Source organism: Pseudoduganella flava (genome assembly GCF_007830495.1).
In the GTDB taxonomy this organism is placed as follows: domain Bacteria; phylum Pseudomonadota; class Gammaproteobacteria; order Burkholderiales; family Burkholderiaceae_D; genus Rugamonas; species Rugamonas flava.
Genome location: NZ_VLKW01000003.1, coordinates 504,568 through 525,066, shown reverse-complemented (window position 1 = coordinate 525,066; position 20,499 = coordinate 504,568). Strand labels below are relative to the sequence as shown.

Genomic DNA, 20,499 nt, shown 5'->3' with positions numbered 1-20,499 from the left:
GGAAGTCACGGCTCAGCATAGCATGGCGGGCTTACGGCGCCGGGCGGCGGTACAGGCGGAAGCGTTCGGTGCGGTCGCTGGCGCGCCGGCCTTCCCACAGCAACGTCCAGTTGCCGGGCGGCTCGTGGCGCACGCCGCCGCGCACATAGTCCTGCCACAGCAGCAGCCGGCAGTTGCCCCCGTCCACCGGGCGGAACGGCAGCTTGCCGAAGTAGGCGAACGAGGCGCGCTGGGCGGGGCCCGCGTTGCTGTCGATGCAATCGGTGTCGGGCGGCAGCGCGGCGGCGGCCTGGCGCGCCACGGTCGCGTAGCTCTTGCTGTAGTTCGTGTGCGGCAGGAACAGCGTCATCCACAGGATCCAGATCAGGATCACGCCGCCGGACGACAGCACGACGGCGCGCCACAGCACGGACGGCCGGCGCGATACGCGCCAGTGCACCAGCAGGAACCAGCCCAGCGTGGCCGCGATCGCGACGATGAGGGCTACCCAGTTCACCTCCGGCACGTAGCCGGGGATCAGCCGCAGCACGTTATGGGCGGGCTTCGGCGGCCAGCCCGTCAGCTGGGCATACCAGAAGATCCACAGCACGGCCGCGCCCAGGGTCAGCACCATCACCGAGAACCAGTCGATCGCGTTGATCGCGCCGCGCTGTACCGTCAACAGGCCGAACGCGGCCATGATCGCCAGCGGCGGCACCAGCATCAGCAGCTGCGCATGTTCCGGTGCGGGATGGACAAGCAGCAGCGCGATGGCGACGATAACGAACGTCGTCGGCACCACGATGTGCAGCAGGTTGTTCTGCCGGCGCCATGCGTAGGCGGCCCACAGCGCGAACGGCCAGGCGGGCCAGAAGAACCACACGCCGTCGCGCAGCAAAGTTTGCAGCGGGCGCAGGCTCGGCAGGCCCAGTTGCGCCAGGTTCCACGCGTTCCAGGCCAGCAGCGGCGCCTGGCCGTAGGGGCGGGCGACGAAGGCTGGCACGAGCCACGGCAACGTGACGGCGAAGGCGATGGCCAGCGTGGCCAGCAGGTGCGGCAGCGCGCGGGCCACGGGAATGGCGAGGAAGCGCGTGCAGGTGAACAGCGCGACCAGCAGGAACACGGGCGGCACCCAGCCGCGCGTCAGCGTCATCAGGCCCAGCGCCAGGCCGATCAGCGCGGCGTTGCGCCAGCACGGCTTTTCCATGTAGCGCACCGAACGGTACAGGGTCAGCGCAAGCAGCGCGGTGAGCAGGGGTTCGGACGTCGTCTCGTGGCTGTGCTGGAGGAAGCCCAGGCAGCCGAGGTAGATCAGCAGCGCGGCATCGGCCAGCGTGCGGCCGAAGTCGTTCGGCTCGGGCTGGCCGCCGAACGCCAGCCGCAGCGGCTGCGCCTCGGGCCGGCGGCCCAGGTTGAAGGTGGCGTACCACAGCGCCAGCGCGCCCAGCAGGAAGACCCCGATCGTCGCGATGCGGGCCGCCAGCACGTCGCCGAGGATGCCGCCGAACAGCTTGATGCACAGCGCGCCCAGCCAGAACATCAGCGGGCCTTCCTCAGGGACGGACATGCCGGCGATGTTCGGCCACAGCCAGTCCTGCCAGGTGCCGTGCGCCATCGTCCACATGATGCCGAAGCTGGCCGCGTCGTCGTTCTTCCACGGCTCGCGCCCGATGACACCGGGCAGGATGTACAGCATCGCGAGGGCAAACAGCGCCCAGCGGGGGAGAGCGAGAACGGCGGAGGCGGGCAGGCGGACAGGCTTCATCAATGGACTGACTTACGTAAGAAACATGAGTATCGGCGATAACAATAAAAAAAGGCAGCCGTGGCTGCCTTTTTTCGTACCGGAAGGCTGATCAGCCTTGCGAGACGGCGGTCTTCGAACCGACTTTGCCGAACTTCTGGCGGAATTTTTCCACGCGGCCGGCGGTGTCGACGATCTTGTGCTGGCCCGTGAAGAACGGGTGCGATTCCGACGAAACCTCGATCTTCACCAGCGGGTAGTCCTTACCTTCGTAGGTACCGGTTTCGCGGGTCTGGATCGTGGAACGGGTGATGAACTTGAAGTCGCAGGACAGGTCGTGGAACAGGACTTCACGGTAATCCGGATGGATATCGGCTTTCATGTGCTTCTCTCTCGATGGATTGGTAGCCAAACAGCACTTCGTCGGTCCTACAGCTTCTCGACCCGATTGCCGCTCACTTGCCAGGGTTAAAAACAGCCGGTGATTATAGCTGATTTTTGTGTGGGCGGGTCGTTTGCGGTGCTAAAACCAACGGCAGAAGCCAGGGTCAGACCCGCCGGGTCTGACCCTAGTAGTTGCTTTTAGGGTTTTGCTTGGATAGCGCGAAAAGCAGAACCCCAAAAGGCAACGTCTTGGGTCAGACCCGCCGGGTCTGACCCTGGCGGCGCTTAGCCGCCTCGGCGCATCATGTCGAAGAACTCGGTATTGGTCTTCGTCGCGCGCATCTTGTCGAGGATGAACTCCATCGCTTCGATCTCGTCCATCGAGTACAAGAGCTTGCGCAGGATCCAGATCTTCTGCAGCTGGTCCGGCTTGATCAGCAGTTCCTCGCGGCGGGTGCCCGATTTGTTCAGGTTGATCGCCGGGTACACGCGCTTCTCGGCCAGGCGGCGCTCCAGGTGCACTTCCATGTTGCCGGTGCCCTTGAATTCCTCGTAGATCACGTCGTCCATCCGCGAACCCGTCTCGATCAGCGCGGTCGCGACGATCGTCAGCGAGCCGCCTTCCTCGACGTTACGCGCGGCGCCGAAGAAGCGTTTCGGGCGCTGCAGCGCGTTGGCGTCCACACCGCCGGTCAGCACCTTGCCCGATGCCGGGATCACGGTGTTGTAGGCGCGGGCCAGGCGGGTGATCGAGTCCAGCAGGATCACGACGTCCTTCTTCATCTCGACGAGGCGCTTGGCCTTTTCCATCACCATCTCGGCGACCTGCACGTGGCGGGTGGCCGGTTCGTCGAACGTCGAGGCGACGACTTCGCCGCGCACCGAGCGCTGCATCTCCGTCACTTCTTCCGGGCGTTCGTCGATCAGCAGCACGATCAGCGTCACGTCCGGGTGGTTCGCCGTGATCGCGTGCGCGATATGCTGCAGCATCACGGATTTACCGGACTTCGGCGACGCCACCAGCAGGCCGCGCTGGCCTTTGCCGATTGGGGCGATCAGGTCGATGATGCGGCCCGTGATGTTTTCCGCGCCGTTCATCTCGCGCTCCAGGCGCAGCGGTTCCTGCGGGTGCAGCGGCGTCAGGTTCTCAAACAGGATGCGGTGCTTCGAGGCTTCCGGCGATTCGCCGTTGACCTTGTCCACCTTGACCAGTGCAAAGTAGCGTTCGCCGTCCTTCGGCGTGCGCACTTCACCCTCGATCGAATCACCCGTATGCAGGTTGAAGCGCCGGATCTGCGACGGGGAGATGTAGATGTCGTCGGTGGACGCCATGTAGCTCGCGTCCGGCGAGCGCAGGAAGCCGAAGCCGTCGGGCAGTACTTCCAGGGCGCCGTCGCCGAAGATCTGCTCGCCGGCTTTGGCGCGCTTCTTCAGGATCGCGAACATCAGTTCCTGCTTGCGCAGGCGCGCAGCATTGTCGATATCCAGACTGATGGCCATTTCCAGCAACGCCGAAACGTGCAAGGCCTTTAATTCAGATAGATGCATAGGTGTTTGAGTGTCCCGTGACGGGAAAGTAAGGTAGGGGAGGGAGCTGCGTGGACTAGTTATTTTCGGAGAAGGGCTGGTGCCTCATCCCGGCCAGGCAGGCGGTGCCGCGGGCGCAGCACCGCCTATATTACTCAAATATTGCTGTCGATGAAAGAGGTCAGCTGGCCTTTCGCCATTGCGCCTACTTTCTGGGCAGCCGGTACGCCGTTCTTGAACAGGATCAGCGTCGGGATGCCGCGGATGCCGAACTTGCCCGGGATGGCCTGGTTCGAATCGACGTCCAGCTTGGCGACCGTCAGCTTGCCATCGTATTCCTTGGCGACTTCTTCCAGGATCGGTGCAATGCTCTTGCACGGACCGCACCACTCGGCCCAGAAGTCGACCAGGACCGGACGATCGGATTTGAGCACGTCGGCTTCGAACGACGCGTCCGTAATGTGTTTGATGTTTTCGCTCATGTTGTTTTCCCCTTTCGGGATTTCAGTTTAATGTCGCCTGGCGCGCTGCGTGCCGCCAGTTCCGCAGGAAACGGAGATGGTGGCTTTGCGCATGAATTCAATGTCACGCTGCAATGTCACACTGCCATCGCTCGCTGTACAACGCCGCTGTACAACGGACCTTGCATGAGGGAATCAGGCGGGGATGGCTCAAATAATAACCTATTTTCCATCAGCGTGTCCCAGAGCGGGCGGCCTGCCGGCTGGAGGCCAGCGCCAGCAGGTCGGCCAGCTGCGCGGTCGCCAGCGGCTTGCTGCAAGCGCCCAGGATCGTCAGCCCTTGCGCCATCGCCAGCGTCTCGGCCGCGCGCAGGATGCCGCTGTCCATGCCGGACAGCAGGATGACGCTGCCGCCATAGTGCTGCTCGGCCACCGTGCGCAGGAATTCGATGCCGTCCATCTCCGGCATCGACAGGTCGCAGACCAGCAGGTCCGGCTTGAATTGCGGCAGCGCCTTCAGCGCGCGGCGGGCGTCGGTTTCGCTGTGCACGTTGGCATAGCCCAGGTCGTTCACCATCTCCTGCAGCATCTCCAGCATGAAGGCGTCGTCGTCCAGCAGAAGTATGCGTAGGCCGTTGTTCATATCCGATATCAGTGTTCGCGTTCAGTGAGCGGCAAAAGTCGTGTGATGCGTGATGTGTTCCCGGATTGCTTCCAATAGCGGCCGCAGCTGTTCGACCAGTGCCGCCGCGGCCTCCCGTTCGGTGCCGGACACGGGCAGCCGTTCCAGCCGCTCGCACAGTTCGCCCATGCCCGCAGCGCCGACGGTACGGGCCGACGCTTTCAGGCGGTGACCCAGTTCGCGCAGCCGCTGCACGTCGCTTGCCGCCAGCGCCCGCTCCATCTCGGCCAGGCTGGCATCGCTCGTGTGCAGGAACTTCTGCGCGAACTTGCCGATCTTGTCGGGCTGGTAGCCCAGCACGTTGGCCAGGACCGAGAGGTCGATTATCGCAGGATCGCCGACGAGTGTCGCATGCGTTCGTCGCGGCGGGGCATCTGCGTCCCGCGCCGCCCCGTTGCCGGCCGCCCGTTCGGGCAGCCATGCGGCGATCGTGCGCACCATCACGGCGGGCTGGATCGGTTTCGCGATGAAATCGTCCATGCCCGCTTCCAGGCAGCGCGCGCGGTCGTCGCTGGTGGCGGTGGCCGTCATCGCCAGCACGCGCAGGCCGGTCATCCGGCGGTCGCGGCGGATGCGCCGGGTCGCCTCCAGGCCATCCATCACCGGCATCTGCACGTCCATCAGCACGCAGTCGAACGTGGCCTGTTCGAGCAGTGCCAGCGCCTGCTCGCCATTGTCGGCCACCGTGACGAGCGCGCCCGCTTCCTCCAGCATCTCCTGGGCGATCTGCTGGTTGAACGCATTGTCCTCGACGAGCAGGATGCGCGCGCCTTTCAGGTCGGCCGCCTCCGGGACGGCGGCCGCCGGCGCGGTACGGGCGCCTGCGCCGACGAGACCCAGGCGGGCCGTGAACCAGAACGTGCTGCCCGCGCCGGGGCGGCTGGCGACGCCGACCTCGCCGCCCATCAGGTGCGCCAGCTGCTTGCAGATCGCCAGGCCCAGGCCCGTGCCGCCATAGGCCCGCGTCGTCGACGTGTCGGCCTGCTGGAACGATTGAAACAGCTTGTCCATCTCCTCTTCGGTCAGGCCGATGCCCTCGTCGCTGACGTCGAAGCGCAGCACGCAGTGGTGCTCGTCCGCCTCGACACGGCGGACGCGCACGGCGATCGTGCCCTGCTCGCTGAACTTGATGGCGTTGTTCGCATAGTTGATCAGCACCTGGCCGAGGCGCAGCGGATCGCCGCGCAGCACGGCCGGCACGTCCGGCGCGATGTCGATCTCCAGCCGCAGCTCCTTGGCGGCGGCCTTCGGCGCCACCACCGTCGTCAGCGTCTCGATCACCTCGGCCAGCGGGAACTGCACCTGCTCGATCTCCAGCTTGCCCGCCTCGATCTTCGAGATGTCGAGGATGTCGTCGATGATGCGCAGCAGGTGCTCGCCGGCGAAGCGGATCTTTTCCAGGTAGTCGCGCTGCCGCGGGTCCAGTTCCGTCTTCAGCGCCAGGTGGGCCATGCCGATCACGCCGTTCATCGGCGTGCGGATCTCATGGCTCATATTGGCCAGGAACTGGCCCTTGGCCTGGCTGGCTTCCTCGGCGATCTGCTTGGCCTGGTCCAGCTGCTCGGTGCGTTGCACCACCCGTTCCTCCAGGTGTTCGTTCAGTTCGCGCAGCGCCTGTTCCACGCGCTTGCTGTCGGTGATGTCGATCGACATGCAGATCAGGTAAGCGGGGGCGCCGGTCTCGTCGAACACGGGCTTCTTGAACGTGCGCAGGTGACGGTGCTGGCGCAGGCGCGGGTTGAGGATCGTTTCCTCGTAGTCGATCTGGTCGCCGTGCGCGAACGCCTCGCGGTCGCGGCGCATGAATTCCTCGATCTCGGCCGCGGTGTGCAGGTGCGCGAAGCTGCCGTTGTGCAGCTCCTTCAGCGTGTAGCCGAACTGCTGTTCGGCGGCTGGGTTCATCAGGATCATGCGCCCGTCCACATCCTTCAGGAACAGGCCGATCGGCATCATGTTGATGATCTCCTGCAGGCGCTGCTCGCCGCGCCGCACCGCGTCCTCGCTGCGCTTGCGCTCCGTGATGTCGGTGAGGCTGGCCACCACCATCGTCGCGGCGCCCAGTTCATCGCGCATCGGTTCCGCATTGACGGACAGCCAGCACGTGCCGCGTTCGCCCGGCACGCCCATCACCACGTCGCGCACCGAGCGCCCGCTGGCCAGCGCCTGCTGCACCGGATGCCCGTCGACCGTGTACGGCCGGCCATCCTCGTGCATGCCCGGCCACAGCCGCGCGCCGCTGGCGGCGGCCGGCCCCAGCATGCGCGCCGCGGCCGCATTGCATTCGAGGAGCACGCCTTCGCTGTTCAGCACCACCAGGCCGTTCGTCACGGCGTTGAACACGGATGCCATGCGCTGGCTGGAATTGCGCAGGGCGACTTCGGCCAGGCGCCGGTCGGTGATATCCGTGATCATCGCCAGCGTGCCCGTGTAGACGCCGTCGTCGGCCTGGATCCGCGTCGTCGACAGCAGGCCCCACAGCGACGAGCCGTCCTTGCGGTAGAAGCGCGCGTCGCCCTGTTCCGACTGGCCCGGCCGGCGCCGCTGGTTCTGCCGTGCCAGCTGGGCGATGCTGTCGTCGTCCATGAAGTCGCTCATCGGCCGGCCCATCATTTCGTCCGCCGCGTAGCCCAGCATGCGCGTCATCGTCGGGTTGACGAACGACGTGCGGTCGTGCGCATCCGTCATCCAGATGCCTTCGGTGGCCGTCTGCACGATCAGGCGGTAACGCTCCGAGCTCGCGTGCAGCGCCTGTTCGGTGCGCTGGCGCTGCGTCATGTCGCGCACCGCCACGATCGACAGGCCCTGGCCCTCGATCCGCAGCGGCGCCAGGTGCACCATCGCCGGAAAGTGGCTGCCGTCGCCGCGCCGCGCCGTCAGCACGCGCCCCGGCAGGTTGGGCCGCGAGAACAGCTCGCGCGGCAGGCCGGGTGCGCTGCGCATCACTTCCGGCACCAGCAGCTCCATCGACAGGCCCGCCATCTCGCTGCCCTGGTAGCCGAAGCAGCTGGCGGCGGCGCGGTTCGCATGCCACACCCGGCCGCCGCGGTCGGCCACCAGGATCCCGCCCGGCATCGCTTCCAGCACGGCCGCCAGCCGTTCGCGCTCGGCCAGCGCGCGATCGCTGACCGGCCCGATCGTGCCGCTGACGAGCGCCGGCTGGCCATCCCCGTCGCGCCGCGTCACGCGGCCGCGCGCCAGCATCCACGTGTAGCCGCCGTCGCGGCAGCGCATGCGGAATTCGTGCACCAGCAAGGCGTCGTCCTGCTGCACGAGGCTGACGCGCGCCATGTCGTCCAGCAGGTGTTCGCGGTCGTCCGGGTGCACGTGCTGCAGCCAGGCGCCGCGGTCGTGCGGGGTGAACTCGCTGGCCGCGTAGCCGAGCAGGATGCCGCAGCGGGGCGACAGCGTCACCTCGTCGGTGCGCGGGTCCCAGTCCCACGTGCCCTCGTCGGCCGCCGCCAGGGCCCGCTCCGCCTGCGGTTCCGGTTCGACCGCAGCCGGCTGCACCGGCGCGGGCAGGTGGGTGCGCAGGCGCCATGCCACGCCACCGGCCAGCAAGGCGGCCATCGTCGCGGCGCCGATCCAGGGCCACGGCGTGCCGGCGCGCGGTTCGCTGTAGATGAAGCCGTCCAGCGGCACGCTGCGCGGCAGCATGCCGAGCGTGATGTAGGTGTTGGCGATGGCCTGCCAGCGCGCCGGATTGCTGTAGCCCGGTTCGACAAGCGGCTGCTCCAGCAGCTTGGCCGTCTGGCCAGCTTCGAACAACAGGTGTTCGCGGGTGTGGCCCTGCGGGTAGCGGGCGCGGATCAGGTCGACGATTTCGTCCGGGTGCGTCATCGCGTAGCGCCAGCCGCGCAGCGTGGCGGCCCGCATCGCGCGGGCGCGTTCCGGGTGCTCGCGCACTTCGCGTTCCGTCGTGAACAGGTTATCGCCATAGAAGTCGATGCCGGCCGAGCGGGGCGACAGCACGTCGTAGTGCATGCCGAGGCGATCGAGGCTGTAAGGCAGTACCGTCACGTAGCCCGAGACCGCGTCCGCGTTGCCTTCGACGAAGTCGGCGATGCGGTGGCTGTGCGGCAGCAGCTTCAGGTCCGCCAGCTTCACGCCCTGGCGCAGCAGGTAGGCGTGCAGTTCCTCGTTACCGGGCGCCAGCATCACGCGCGCGCCGGGCCATTGGAACGGCTTGCCGTCGGCAGGGCGGCGTACGAACAGCGCGGCGGCGGAGTGCTGGAAGATCGAGGCCAGCACGACGACCGGCTTGCCGGCCGCCCGGTGCAGCAGCAGGCTGCTGTTGCCGGTGCCGTACTGGGCGCGGCCGGACAGCACGGCCTGCACCGGATCGAGCCCCGGCTGCGCCTCGATCAGCGTGACTTCCAGGCCCGCGTCGCGGTAATAGCCCTTGTCCTGCGCCGCGTAATATCCCGCGAACTGGAACTGGTGCTGCCATTTCAACTGGACGGCGACTTGTTCCAGCGCGGCGGCCGGCCCGCAGGCGCACAGCAACGCGCCGCACGATACTGCATGCAGCAGCAGGCGGCGAGTTGCTAGGCGGGCGGCGATCGGCGGCAATGGCTTCCTTTCCTGAAGGCGGCCTGGACGGCACTCACCCGGTCAACTATACACTGGCTCAGGCCTGCGCACCGGTGGCGACGCTGCCGGCGAACTGGTAGCGGTGCCCCGGGTGCCACATCGTGACGATCGAGGCCACCCTGCCGCCCGAGCGGGTGTGCCGGCGCAGTACGAGGCAGGGCTGGCGGACGTCCATTGCCAGCATGTCGGCGATGTCGCGCGGCGCCGCGAGCGCTTCCAGGCTGTAGGTGGCGCCTTGCAAGGGAGCCGCGGCCATCAGGTAGGCGGACGGCGTGGTGCGCGTGAAATCCTGGGCCAGGTAGTCGGGCGCCAGCTGCGGATTGACCCAGCGGTCCTCGACCTGGATCGGCACGCCGTTCTCGTAATGGACTATGACGGAATGAAACAAAGGATGCCCGGAGGGCAGCTCGAACTGCTTGGCCAGCAATTCGTTGGCGCGGCCTTCCTCGAGGCGCTGCAGGCTGCTGCGGTGGGTGTGGCCGCGACCGCGCACCTCGTCGGCGATGCTCTTGATTTCCAACAGCGTGGCCTGGTACTTCTGCGGCGCGACATAGGTGCCGGCACCCTGGCGGCGGGTCAGCACGGCTTCGGCAGTCAGCTCGCGCACGGCCCGGTTGACGGTCATCCGCGACACGCCGAACTGCTTCACGAGCGCCTGCTCGGACGGAATGACGTCGCCTTCCTTCCAGTGGCCGGCAGCGATCTGCGCGGTCAGGAAATCCTTGATTTGCTGGAAAATCGGAATGCCCGCCTGGCCGTCGTGCTGTGCTTCCAAACCCCTGTCTCCGTCGCTGCCTGTTGTCGAGGCATTCTAGCATTCGGGCCATCGAATTCAAAAGCAAGCGCCGGGGTGCGGCCGCCGAGTGCGGCGCCTACGATGGCGGCATACAATTCGCACGTGGAGCAACCATGACCAACCCCGACTTTCATTCCGACGAAGCGCGCTGGGCCGCCGTGCAGCGGCGCGACCCGGCCGCCGACGGCCAGTTCTACTATTCCGTGCGCACGACGGGCGTGTATTGCCGGCCGTCGTGCGGCGCCCGGCCCGCGCTGCGCAGCAACGTCGCCTTCCACGCCAGCATGGCCGAGGCGGAACAGGCAGGCTTCCGGCCCTGCCTGCGCTGCAAGCCCGACCAGCCGCCGCTGGCCGAGCGCCACGCCGCGCTGGTGGCCGAGGTGTGCCGGCTGATCGACGCGGCCGACGAGGAGCCGGACCTGGCTTCGCTGGCCGAGGCCAGCGGCGTATCGCGCTTCCACCTGCACCGCATCTTCAAGGCGCAGACGGGCATCACGCCGAAGGCCTACGCGGCCGCGAAGCGCAAGGCGCGCATGCACCAGGGGCTGGCCGAGCAGCCGTCCGTGACGGACGCGATCTACGCGGCCGGCTTCAATTCGAGCGGCCGCTTCTACGCGTCGACGCGCCAGGCGCTGGGCATGACCCCCACCGCGTTCCGCCAGGGCGGCAAGGGCGCGGCGATCCGCTTCGCGATCGCCCAATGCTCGCTGGGCGCCATCCTCGTCGCCAGCACGGACGTCGGCATCTGCGCGATCCTGCTGGGCGACGATCCGGACGCCTTGGCGCGCGAGCTGCAGGACCGCTTCCCGAACGCGGAACTGGTCGGCGCCGAGCGCGAGTACGAGCAGGTGGTCGCGCAGGTGATCGGCCTCGTCGAGGCGCCGGAACAGGGCCTGGACTTGCCGCTGGACGTGCGCGGCACCGCGTTCCAGCAACGTGTGTGGCAGGCGCTGCGCAGCATCCCGGCCGGGCGCACCGTCAGCTATACGGAGCTGGCCGGGATGGTCGGTGCGCCGAACAGTGCGCGGGCCGTGGCCGGCGCCTGCGCGGCCAATGCGTTGGCGGTGGCGATTCCTTGCCACCGCGTGGTGCGCAACGACGGCTCGATCTCCGGCTACCGCTGGGGCGTCGAACGCAAACAGGCGCTGCTCGAACGCGAGGGATCGAAATGACGTTCGACTGGGCCCGCATCGGGGATGAACTCGATGCGTTCGGCTGCGCCCGCGTGCCCGGCGTCCTCGCGCCCGCCGATTGCGCCCTGCTGGCGGGCGCCTACGACGATCCGGCCTTGTTCCGCAGCCGCGTCGTGATGGAGCGGCACGGCTTTGGCCGTGGCGAGTACCAGTATTTCCGCTATCCGCTGCCGGACCTGGTGGCCCAGCTGCGCGCGGCGATGTACGGTCCGCTGGCGGCGATCGCCAACCGGTGGCAGGAAGTTCTGCTTAAGTCGGCAATGGGCATCGACGCACGCTACCCTGCGCTGCATGCCGACTACCTGGCGCGCTGCCATGCGGCCGGCCAGACGCGGCCCACGCCGCTGCTGCTGCGCTACCGGGAAGGCGACTACAACTGCCTGCACCAGGACCTGTATGGCGAGCACGTGTTCCCGTTGCAGGCGGCGTTCCTGCTGTCGCGCCCCGGCACCGACTTCACGGGCGGCGAGTTCGTGCTGACGGAGCAGCGCCCGCGCATGCAGTCGCGCGCCGAGGTGGTGCTGCTGGAGCAGGGCGACTGCGTGATCTTCCCCGTCCACCACCGCCCGGTGAACGGCACGCGCGGCGTCTACCGCGTCAACATGCGGCACGGCGTGTCGCGCCTGCGCAGCGGCAACCGCCACACGCTGGGCATCATCTTCCACGACGCCGCCTGAGCCATCACGGCAGTTCCCTGCCCGAGTACGGGTCGATCGCGTACGGGTGGTGCTCGTCCAGGAAGCCTTCCTGCGCCCGCACGCGGGCGATCCATGCACGCACGTTCGGATAGTCCGCCAGCGGCAGGCCCGCCTCGTCGGCTCGGTGGGCGTAGGCGAACAGCGCGATATCGGCCACCGTGTATGCGTCACCGGCGATGAACGGCCGCGCAGACAGCTCGCGGTCCAGGATCGCCAGCGCCTTGCTGCCGGCGGCACGCCGCATCGCGGCCCACGCGGGCGGCCGGCGCGCCAGCTTGCCCGTCATCGTCCAGTGCCGCAGCCCGGCGATATGGCCCACGTAGTCCTGTTCGAACGACATCCATTGCAGTACCTTCGCCTGCCCGAACGGATCGGCCGGCAGGTAGCGCGTGCCCTGCGCCAGGTAGAACAGGATCGCATTCGATTCGGCCAGCACGCGGCCGTCCGGCAGGCGCAGCGCCGGCACGGCGCCGGCGGGGTTCACGGCCAGGTAGTCGTCGCGCTGGCCTTCGCCTTCGAAGATGCTGACGTATTCGGTGCGGTAGGGCGTGCCCAAGTGGCGCAGCAGCGCGCGCACCTTCCATGCGTTCTGCGACGGCAGATAGTCGTACAGCGTATACATCCGGTCTCCTTGGACAAAGACCCGATTGGACCAGCATGCCGATTTCGTTACACTCTGGATCTTGCCATCGAATCCAGAAAGGACTCCCATGCGCCTGCCCCTGTTGACCGCCTGCCTTGCCTGCACGTTGCAAGCCTCTGCCGCACCCGGTACCGTGATCGACAACGCCAACGGCTACACACTGAACGGCAGCAACCAGCTGGTGCAGTTCCGTTCCCTCGCGTTCGACGGGGACGGCCGGATCGTCGCGGTCGGCAGCGCGGGCGACGTGGCGGCACGCGCACCCGGCTACACGCACATCGACGTGCAAGGGAAGACCGTGCTGCCCGGCCTGATCGACGCGCACGGCCACGTCTTCGGGCTGGGCGAGATCGCCACCGGCGCCGAGTTGTATAGCTCCACGAGCCTGGAAGGTGCCGTCAGGTCGGTGGGCGAATTCGCGCGCGCCAATCCGCAGCGGGCGTGGGTGGTGGGCAACGGCTGGAACCAGGAAACGTGGAACCTGGGCCGCTTCCCGACCGCCCAGGAGCTGGATGCCGCCGTGCCGGACCGCCCCGCGCTGATGCACCGGGTCGACGGCCATGCCGTGTGGGTCAACAGCCGCGCGCTGGCGCTGGCCGGCATCACGAAGGAAACCCGCGACCCGGCCGGCGGCAAGATCGAGCGCGACGCGTACGGCAACTCAACCGGCATCCTCGTCGACGCGGCGATGGACCTGGTAACAAAAGTGATGCCGCGCCCCACCGAGGCGGAAGGGCGCGCGGCGCTGGACGGCGCACTGGCGATCCTGAAGAAGATGGGCCTGACCAGCGTGCACGACGCCGGCATCGGCGTGCCGGCCGACGCACTGTACCGCGACTATGCGGACAAGGGCCGGCTGACGACGCGCGTCTACGCGATGATCATGGGTACGGAGGCGGACTTCGACAAGCTGGCGGCCGCCGGCCCCCTGAAAAGCTACGGCAATGACTTCTACGCGCTGACGGCCGTCAAGCTGCTGGCCGACGGCGCGCTGGGCAGCCGCGGCGCCGCGCTGATCAAACCCTACAGCGACGCGCCGCACACGCATGGCCTGCTGTTCTACAAGGACGACGAGATGCGCGGGCGGATGGCGAAGGCGATGAAGGCCGGCTACCAGGTCAACGTGCACGCGATCGGCGACGCCGGCAACCGGCAGATCCTCGATGCCTATGCGGCGCTGCTGCCGAAATACGGCGCGGCGCCGCGCCACCGCATCGAGCATGCGCAGGTCGTCGCGCTGGGCGACATCCCCCGCTTCGCCGCGCTGGGCATCATCCCGTCGATGCAGCCGACCCATGCGACATCGGACCAGAACATGGCGGAAAAGCGCGTCGGCCCGCAGCGCATCCAGGGCGCGTACGCATGGCGCACGTTCCTGAAGCAGGGCTCGCGCATCGCCTGCGGCTCGGACTTCCCGATCGAATCGCCGAACCCGTTCCAAGGCATCCACGCGGCCGTCACGCGCCAGGACATGGAGAACATGCCGGCGGGCGGCTGGTACAAGGAACAGGCGATGACGGTGAAGGAAGCGCTGCGCTGCTTCACGCTGGATGCGGCCTACGCGGCGCGCCAGGAAGACAAACTCGGCTCGCTGGAGCCGGGCAAGTGGGCCGACTTCATCGTCGTCGACCGCGACCTGTTCACGGTGCCGCCGGCCGAGATCGGCCGGATCGGCGTGCTGGAGACGTGGGTGGGTGGTCGGCAGGTGTACAAGAAATGACAACAAACCGGTTGACTCACTTGTATAGACAACCTATGCTGTAGGGATACCCAACCCCGAGGAGACCCCCATGAGCGATCCCCGCCTTGACCCCACCCGCGACACCCGCGCCCCGCGTGGCCCCGAGAAGGTCTGCAAGACCTGGGGCGCCGAAGCGGCGTACCGGATGATCCAGAACAACCTGGACAAGGAAGTGGCCGAGAATCCGCAGGCGCTCGTCGTCTACGGCGGCATCGGCCGCGCCGCCCGCAACTGGGAGTGCTTCGACCAGATCCTCGCGTCGCTGAAAACGCTGGGCGAGGACGAGACCTTGCTGATCCAGTCCGGCAAGCCGGTCGGCGTGTTCCGCACCCACGAGGACGCGCCGCGCGTGCTGCTGGCGAACTCGAACCTCGTGCCGAAGTGGGCGAACTGGGAGCACTTCAACGAGCTCGATCGCAAGGGCCTGTTCATGTACGGCCAGATGACGGCCGGCAGCTGGATCTACATCGGCACGCAGGGCATCGTGCAGGGCACCTACGAGACGTTCGCCGAAGCGGGCCGCCAGCATTTCGGCGGCGACCTGCAAGGGCGCTGGGTGCTGACGGCCGGCCTGGGCGGCATGGGCGGCGCGCAGCCGCTGGCCGCGACGATGGCCGGCGCCGTGTCGTTGACCGTCGAGTGCCAGCAGAGCAGCATCGACTTCCGCCTGCGCACCCGCTACCTGGACAAGCAGGCGCGCGACGTCGACGAGGCGCTCGCGATGGTGCGCGAGCACAAGGCCAGGGGCGACGCGATCTCGATCGGCTTGCTCGGCAATGCGGCCGACGTGCTGCCCGAGCTGGTACGCCGGGCGAAGGAGGGCGGCATGGTGCCGGACCTCGTCACGGACCAGACTTCCGCGCACGACCTGATCAACGGCTACCTGCCGCGCGGCTGGACGGTCGAAGAGTGGCAGGAAGCGCGCCGCGATCCGGCCCGCCATGGGGAGCTGAAAGCGGCGGCCGCCGCGTCGTGTGCCGTGCACGTGCGGGCGATGCTGGACTTCCAGGCGCTGGGCGCCAAGGTGGTCGACTACGGCAACAACATCCGCCAGGTGGCGCATGACGAAGGCGTGGCCAACGCGTTCGACTTCCCCGGCTTCGTGCCGGCCTACATCCGCCCGCAGTTCTGCGAAGGGCGCGGGCCGTTCCGCTGGGTGGCGCTGTCCGGCGATCCGGAGGACATCTACAAGACGGATGCGAAGATCAAGGAACTGTTCCCGCACCACGCCAACGTGCACCGCTGGCTGGACATGGCGCGCGAGCGCATCGCCTTCCAGGGGCTGCCCGCGCGGATCTGCTGGCTGGGCCTGGGCGAGCGCCACGTGGCCGGGCTGGCGTTCAACGAGATGGTGAAGAACGGCGAACTGAAGGCGCCGATCGTGATCGGCCGCGACCACCTGGACACGGGTTCCGTCGCCAGCCCGAACCGCGAGACGGAAGCGATGAAGGACGGCAGCGACGCCGTGTCCGACTGGCCGCTGTTGAACGCGCTGTTGAACACGGCGGGCGGCGCCACCTGGGTGTCGCTGCACCACGGCGGCGGCGTCGGCATGGGCTATTCGCAGCACGCCGGCGTCGTCATCGTTGCGGACGGCACGGAAGCGGCGGCACGCCGGCTCGCGCGCGTGCTCGTCAACGACAGCGCGTCCGGCGTGATGCGCCATGCGGACGCCGGCTATGAATCGGCCATTGCGTGCGCCCGCCGCAACGGTCTCAATCTCCCGATGGTGAAGTAACGATGAATCTGACTCTGAAACCCGGCAAGCTGACCTTGGCCGAACTGCGCGCCGCGTGGACGGCACCCGGCCGCATCACCCTGGCTGCCGAAGCGTACGCCCACATCGACGCGTCGGCCCAGGCCGTGCAGGCGATCGTGCACAAGGGCGACGCGGCGTACGGCATCAACACGGGCTTCGGCCTGCTGGCCAAGACGCGCATCCCGGACGACAAGCTGGAGCAACTGCAGCGCAACCTGATCCTGTCGCATTCCGTCGGCACGGGCGACCTGATGCCCGACCACGTCGTGCGCCTGTTGCTGCTGACGAAAATCGGCAGCCTGGCCCGCGGCTATTCCGGCATCCGCGCGCTCGTCATCGACACGTTGATCGCGCTGTACAACGCGGACATCATGCCGGCCATCCCCGTGAAGGGATCGGTGGGCGCATCCGGCGACCTGGCGCCGCTGGCGCACATGACGCTGGCGATCCTCGGCGTCGGCGCAGTGCGCGTAAAGGGCGAGTTGATGCAGGCGGCCGACGCGTTGCAGGCGGCCGGCATCGCGCCCGTCACCCTGGCGCCGAAGGAAGGGCTGGCGCTGATCAACGGCACCCAGGCGTCGACGGCGCTGGCGCTGCACGGCTTGTTCATGGCCGAGCGGCTGATGGAGGCGGCAATGGTGACGGGTTCGCTGTCGCTGGACGCGGCCAAGGGCAGCGACTCGCCGTTCGACGCCCGCGTGCACGAGGTGCGCGGCCAGCCGGGCCAGATCGCCGCCGCGGCGATCTACCGCCAGCTAGTGGCCGGCAGCGCGATCCGCGCTTCCCACCTGGTCGGCGATGAGCGAGTGCAGGACCCGTACTGCCTGCGCTGCCAGCCGCAGGTGATGGGCGCGTGCATGGACCTGATCGGCAACGCCGCGCGTACCCTGCTGATCGAGTCGAATGCCGTCACCGACAACCCGCTGCTGTTCCGCGATGGCGACGACGTGGCCATCGTCTCGGGCGGGAACTTCCACGCGGAGCCGGTGGCCTTCGCGGCCGATACGCTGGCGCTGGCGATCGCGGAAATCGGCAGCATCGCCGAGCGCCGCATCGCCCTCTTGATCGACGCCACCTTGTCCGGCCTGCCGCCATTCCTCGTGCGCGAGCCGGGCGTCAACTCCGGCTTCATGATCGCGCACGTGACGGCTGCCGCGCTGGCTTCGGAAAACAAGTCGCTGGCGCATCCGGCCAGCGTGGACAGCCTGCCCACGTCCGCCAACCAGGAAGACCACGTCAGCATGGCCACGTTCGCGGCGCGCCGTCTCGACGAGATGGCGCACAATACCGCGGCCATCGTCGGCATCGAGCTGCTGGCGGCGGCGCAGGGCATCGACTTCCACCGGCCGCTGAAGACGTCGCCGCACCTGGAGCACGTGCATGCGCAGCTGCGCCAGAAGGTGCCGTTCTTCGACGCCGACCGCTACTTCGCGCCGGACATCGAAGCGGCCAAGCGGATGGTGCTGGACGGCGACTTGTCGGCAACGTGCCGCGGCCTGTTCACGGCGCTGCATCCATAAGCAAAGGAGGGCGCATGGACTATCACGGGATGGACTATCACTTCGGACCGGGCACGCTGCCGCTGCTGGTGTCGATGCCGCACGTGGGCACCGACATCCCGGACGATATCGCGGCAACGATGACGCCCGCCGCGCGGGTATTGGCCGATACCGACTGGCACCTGCGCGAGCTGTACGGCTTCCTGCGTGACCTGGGCGCTTCGACGCTGGCGGCGCGCTGGTCGCGTTACGTGATCGACCTGAACCGCCCGCCGGAGAACACCAACCTGTATCCGGGCCAGGATACGACGGGCCTGTGCCCGCTCGATACGTTTGCCCGCGAACCGCTGTACCCACCGGGTGGCGCACCGGGCGACGAGGAAGTGCGGCGCCGGCTCGCGCTGTACTGGCAGCCGTACCACGACCGGCTGCGCGCGGAACTGGACCGCCTGCTGCACGTGCACGGCAAGGTGGTGCTGTGGGAAGCCCATTCGATCGCGTCGCACGTGCCGCGCTTTTTCGAAGGTAAGCTGCCGGACCTGAACTTCGGCACGGCCGACGGCGCCAGCTGCGATGGCGCGCTGACGGACATCGTCACGGCCCTGGCGCAGGTGGACGGTCGCTACACGGTCGCCGTCAACGGCCGCTTCAAGGGCGGCCACATCACGCGGTTCTATGGCAAGCCGGAGCGGGGCGTGCATGCGCTGCAGCTGGAGATGTGCCAGAGCACGTACATGGACGAGGCGCCGCCGTTCGCCTATCGCGAAGACCTGGCCGAGCGCGTGCAGCCGCTGCTGCGGCAGATGCTGGCCGCGGCCGCCGACTGGGCAGGACAATGAACGCGCTGTTCGCCCGCCACGCGCTGCTGCCGGACGGCTGGCGGCGCGACGTGCTGCTGCGCTGGGACGATACGGGGCGCTTCACCGGAGTGACCGCGGACAGCGCGCCGCCGCAGGGCATCGAGCAGGCCAGCTACGTGCTGCCGGGGATGATCAACCTGCACTCGCACAGCTTCCAGCGCGCGTTGTCGGGCCTCACCGAGATCGCCGGCGAAGGGCCGGACAGCTTCTGGACCTGGCGCGACCTGATGTACCGCTTCGCACTCGGCATCACACCCGAGCAGATGGAGGCGATCGCCGCCCAGCTGTTCGTCGAATGCCTGCGGTACGGCTACACGTCGATCTGCGAATTCCATTATGTGCACCGCGCGCCCGATGGCGCGTTATACGCCGATGTGGCCGAGACGGCCCGCCGCGTGATCGCCGCCGCCGGCAGTGCCGGCATCGGCATCACGATGCTGCCTGTGCTCTACAGTTACGCGGGCTTCGGTGCCGTGCCGCTGTCCGACCAGCAGCGGCGTTTCCGCACGGGGCCCGACGACGTGCTGGCGATCGTGCAGGCGCTGGAACCGTTGCGCGGGCCGATGGTCGAAGTGGGCGTGGCGCCGCACTCGTTGCGCGCCGCGTCGGTGGACGGGGTCCGGGCGGTGGTGGACGCGTTGCCGAAGGAACGGCCGGTGCACATCCATATCGCCGAGCAACAGGCCGAGGTGCGGCAATGCCTCGACCAAACCGGGCGCCGCCCGGTACGGTTTCTGTTCGATAATCTGGCGGTCGATACGCGCTGGTGTTTCGTCCATGCAACGCACATGGATGAATCGGAGATCAATTCAATCGCGGCGAGCGGCGCGGTAGCGGGCCTGTGCCCGACGACGGAAGCGAACCTGGGCGACGGGCTGTTCCCGTTGCCCCCGTTCCTGGAGCGGGGCGGGCGATTCGGCATCGGCAGCGACAGCCATGTGTCGACCAGCCCCGTGGAGGAATTGCGCTGGCTCGAATACGGTCAGCGGCTGGCGACACAGCGGCGCAATGTCGCGGTGGCGCACACCGGCGATACTGGCGGCAGGGCGGAGCGCCGCGTCGGCGACTTCCTGTGGCGCGCCGCGCTCGAAGGTGGTGGTGCGGCGGCGGGGCGGCAGGTGGGTGCCTTGCGTCCGGGCTACAATGCCGACCTGTTGGTGCTGGACGACGCGCATCCGAACGTGGCGCCGCCGCCCGAGCTGCTGAATGGTTTCATCTTCAGCGGCAACGACAACCTGGTGAAGGACGTTCTGGCCGGCGGGCGCTGGGTGGTCCGCGGCCGGGAGCACGTGGCGCAACGGGCCATCGCCGCGCGCTTTCTTCAAACGCTGGCCGAACTGCGTGAGCTGCGATCATGACTACGCTGATACAGTATGCAAGCCTGAACCCAACGCCCTGGAAAAATGGCGGCGGTTGCACGACCGAGATCCTCGCGTCGCCGCCCGGCGCCACGATGGACGACTTCGACTTCCGCATCAGCCTGGCGACGATCGCCCAGAGCGGGCCGTTCTCCACGTTCCCCGGCGTCGACCGCACGCTGTCGCTCGTCGACGGCGGCAACGTCGTGCTGGACGTGGGCAACGAGCGCAAGGTGGCGCTGTCGGACAAGGAACCGGTCGTCGCGTTCCCCGGCGAAGTGCCCGTCTCCGCCACCGTCGACGGCAGCCCCACGATCGACTTCAACGTGATGACCCGGCGCGGGCGCTGCTCGCACCAGGTCGAACGACGCGTGGTGCACGACTTCTCCACGCTGGAGCGGCGCAGCACGTTGACGATCCTGTTCCTCGCCGAAGGCGAAAGCCTGACCGTCTACAGCTCGCGCGAGCGCATGTCGATGGTGCGCTACGACGCCGTCGTGCTCGACCGCGAAGAGGTGTGGACGCTGGAAGCGCCCCGTGCCACCGTGTTCGTCGTCGACATCATCCCCGACGAGGACGAGTAGC

At 67.8% G+C, this 20,499-nt stretch carries 16 protein-coding genes; 8 read left to right on the top strand and 8 right to left on the bottom strand.

What is annotated here, in order from left to right; translation table 11 throughout:
* Nucleotides 1-31: 31 nt before the first annotated feature.
* From IP92_RS10515 to hutC, 7 genes are all read right to left on the bottom strand, one after another.
* Nucleotides 32-1,744, bottom strand: coding sequence for an ArnT family glycosyltransferase (locus tag IP92_RS10515; RefSeq protein WP_145874489.1), 1,713 nt, complete (start codon nucleotides 1,742-1,744; stop codon nucleotides 32-34).
* A 91-nt stretch (nucleotides 1,745-1,835) separates the two neighbouring features.
* Nucleotides 1,836-2,105, bottom strand: a complete 270-nt coding sequence (locus IP92_RS10510) for a type B 50S ribosomal protein L31 (protein WP_145874488.1) — start codon at nucleotides 2,103-2,105, stop codon at nucleotides 1,836-1,838.
* A gap of 287 nt (nucleotides 2,106-2,392) precedes the next feature.
* Nucleotides 2,393-3,655, bottom strand: coding sequence for a transcription termination factor Rho (gene rho, locus IP92_RS10505; RefSeq protein ID WP_145874487.1), 1,263 nt, complete (start codon nucleotides 3,653-3,655; stop codon nucleotides 2,393-2,395).
* 134 nt (nucleotides 3,656-3,789) lie between these two features.
* Nucleotides 3,790-4,116 (bottom strand): thioredoxin TrxA, encoded by a 327-nt coding sequence (gene trxA / locus IP92_RS10500; protein WP_145874486.1) that lies wholly within the window; start codon nucleotides 4,114-4,116, stop codon nucleotides 3,790-3,792.
* A 211-nt stretch (nucleotides 4,117-4,327) separates the two neighbouring features.
* Nucleotides 4,328-4,738 carry a response regulator gene (locus tag IP92_RS10495; protein WP_145874485.1) on the bottom strand — a complete coding sequence of 137 codons (411 nt, stop codon included), beginning with the start codon at nucleotides 4,736-4,738 and terminating at the stop codon, nucleotides 4,328-4,330.
* Nucleotides 4,739-4,759: 21 nt separating this feature from the next.
* Nucleotides 4,760-9,346, bottom strand: coding sequence for a PAS domain S-box protein (locus IP92_RS10490; RefSeq protein ID WP_145874484.1), 4,587 nt, complete (start codon nucleotides 9,344-9,346; stop codon nucleotides 4,760-4,762).
* Between the two features lie 58 nt (nucleotides 9,347-9,404).
* On the bottom strand, nucleotides 9,405-10,142 hold the full coding sequence (gene hutC / locus IP92_RS10485; protein ID WP_145874483.1) for a histidine utilization transcriptional repressor HutC: 738 nt from the start codon (nucleotides 10,140-10,142) through the stop codon (nucleotides 9,405-9,407).
* Between the two features lie 134 nt (nucleotides 10,143-10,276).
* On the opposite strand from hutC, the gene ada reads away from it, so the two are divergent.
* Entirely contained in the window at nucleotides 10,277-11,335 is a 1,059-nt protein-coding gene (ada, locus tag IP92_RS10480; protein WP_145874482.1) for a bifunctional DNA-binding transcriptional regulator/O6-methylguanine-DNA methyltransferase Ada, read from the top strand.
* Nucleotides 11,332-12,033, top strand: coding sequence for a 2OG-Fe(II) oxygenase (locus IP92_RS10475; protein ID WP_145874481.1), 702 nt, complete (start codon nucleotides 11,332-11,334; stop codon nucleotides 12,031-12,033). Before ada ends, IP92_RS10475 begins: the two co-directional genes overlap by 4 nt.
* 4 nt (nucleotides 12,034-12,037) lie before the next feature.
* Here the strand turns inward: IP92_RS10475 and IP92_RS10470 are convergent, their stop codons facing one another.
* Complete coding sequence (locus IP92_RS10470) at nucleotides 12,038-12,676, bottom strand: glutathione S-transferase family protein (RefSeq protein WP_145874480.1); 639 nt, start codon at nucleotides 12,674-12,676, stop codon at nucleotides 12,038-12,040.
* Nucleotides 12,677-12,764: 88 nt separating this feature from the next.
* Here IP92_RS10470 and IP92_RS10465 point away from each other — a divergent pair, with 88 nt between their 5' ends.
* From IP92_RS10465 to IP92_RS10440, 6 genes are all read left to right on the top strand, one after another.
* Complete coding sequence (locus IP92_RS10465; protein WP_145874479.1) at nucleotides 12,765-14,417, top strand: amidohydrolase; 1,653 nt, start codon at nucleotides 12,765-12,767, stop codon at nucleotides 14,415-14,417.
* 70 nt (nucleotides 14,418-14,487) lie between these two features.
* Nucleotides 14,488-16,176 (top strand): urocanate hydratase, encoded by a 1,689-nt coding sequence (hutU, locus tag IP92_RS10460; RefSeq protein ID WP_145874478.1) that lies wholly within the window; start codon nucleotides 14,488-14,490, stop codon nucleotides 16,174-16,176.
* 2 nt (nucleotides 16,177-16,178) lie between these two features.
* Nucleotides 16,179-17,717, top strand: coding sequence for a histidine ammonia-lyase (hutH, locus tag IP92_RS10455; protein WP_145874477.1), 1,539 nt, complete (start codon nucleotides 16,179-16,181; stop codon nucleotides 17,715-17,717).
* A gap of 29 nt (nucleotides 17,718-17,746) precedes the next feature.
* On the top strand, nucleotides 17,747-18,535 hold the full coding sequence (gene hutG / locus IP92_RS10450) for an N-formylglutamate deformylase (protein ID WP_145874869.1): 789 nt from the start codon (nucleotides 17,747-17,749) through the stop codon (nucleotides 18,533-18,535).
* On the top strand, nucleotides 18,532-19,914 hold the full coding sequence (locus IP92_RS10445; protein WP_145874476.1) for a formimidoylglutamate deiminase: 1,383 nt from the start codon (nucleotides 18,532-18,534) through the stop codon (nucleotides 19,912-19,914). The genes hutG and IP92_RS10445 overlap by 4 nt, the downstream gene beginning before the upstream one ends.
* Nucleotides 19,911-20,498 (top strand): HutD/Ves family protein, encoded by a 588-nt coding sequence (locus tag IP92_RS10440; protein ID WP_145874475.1) that lies wholly within the window; start codon nucleotides 19,911-19,913, stop codon nucleotides 20,496-20,498. Before IP92_RS10445 ends, IP92_RS10440 begins: the two co-directional genes overlap by 4 nt.
* Nucleotide 20,499 lies beyond the last annotated feature (1 nt).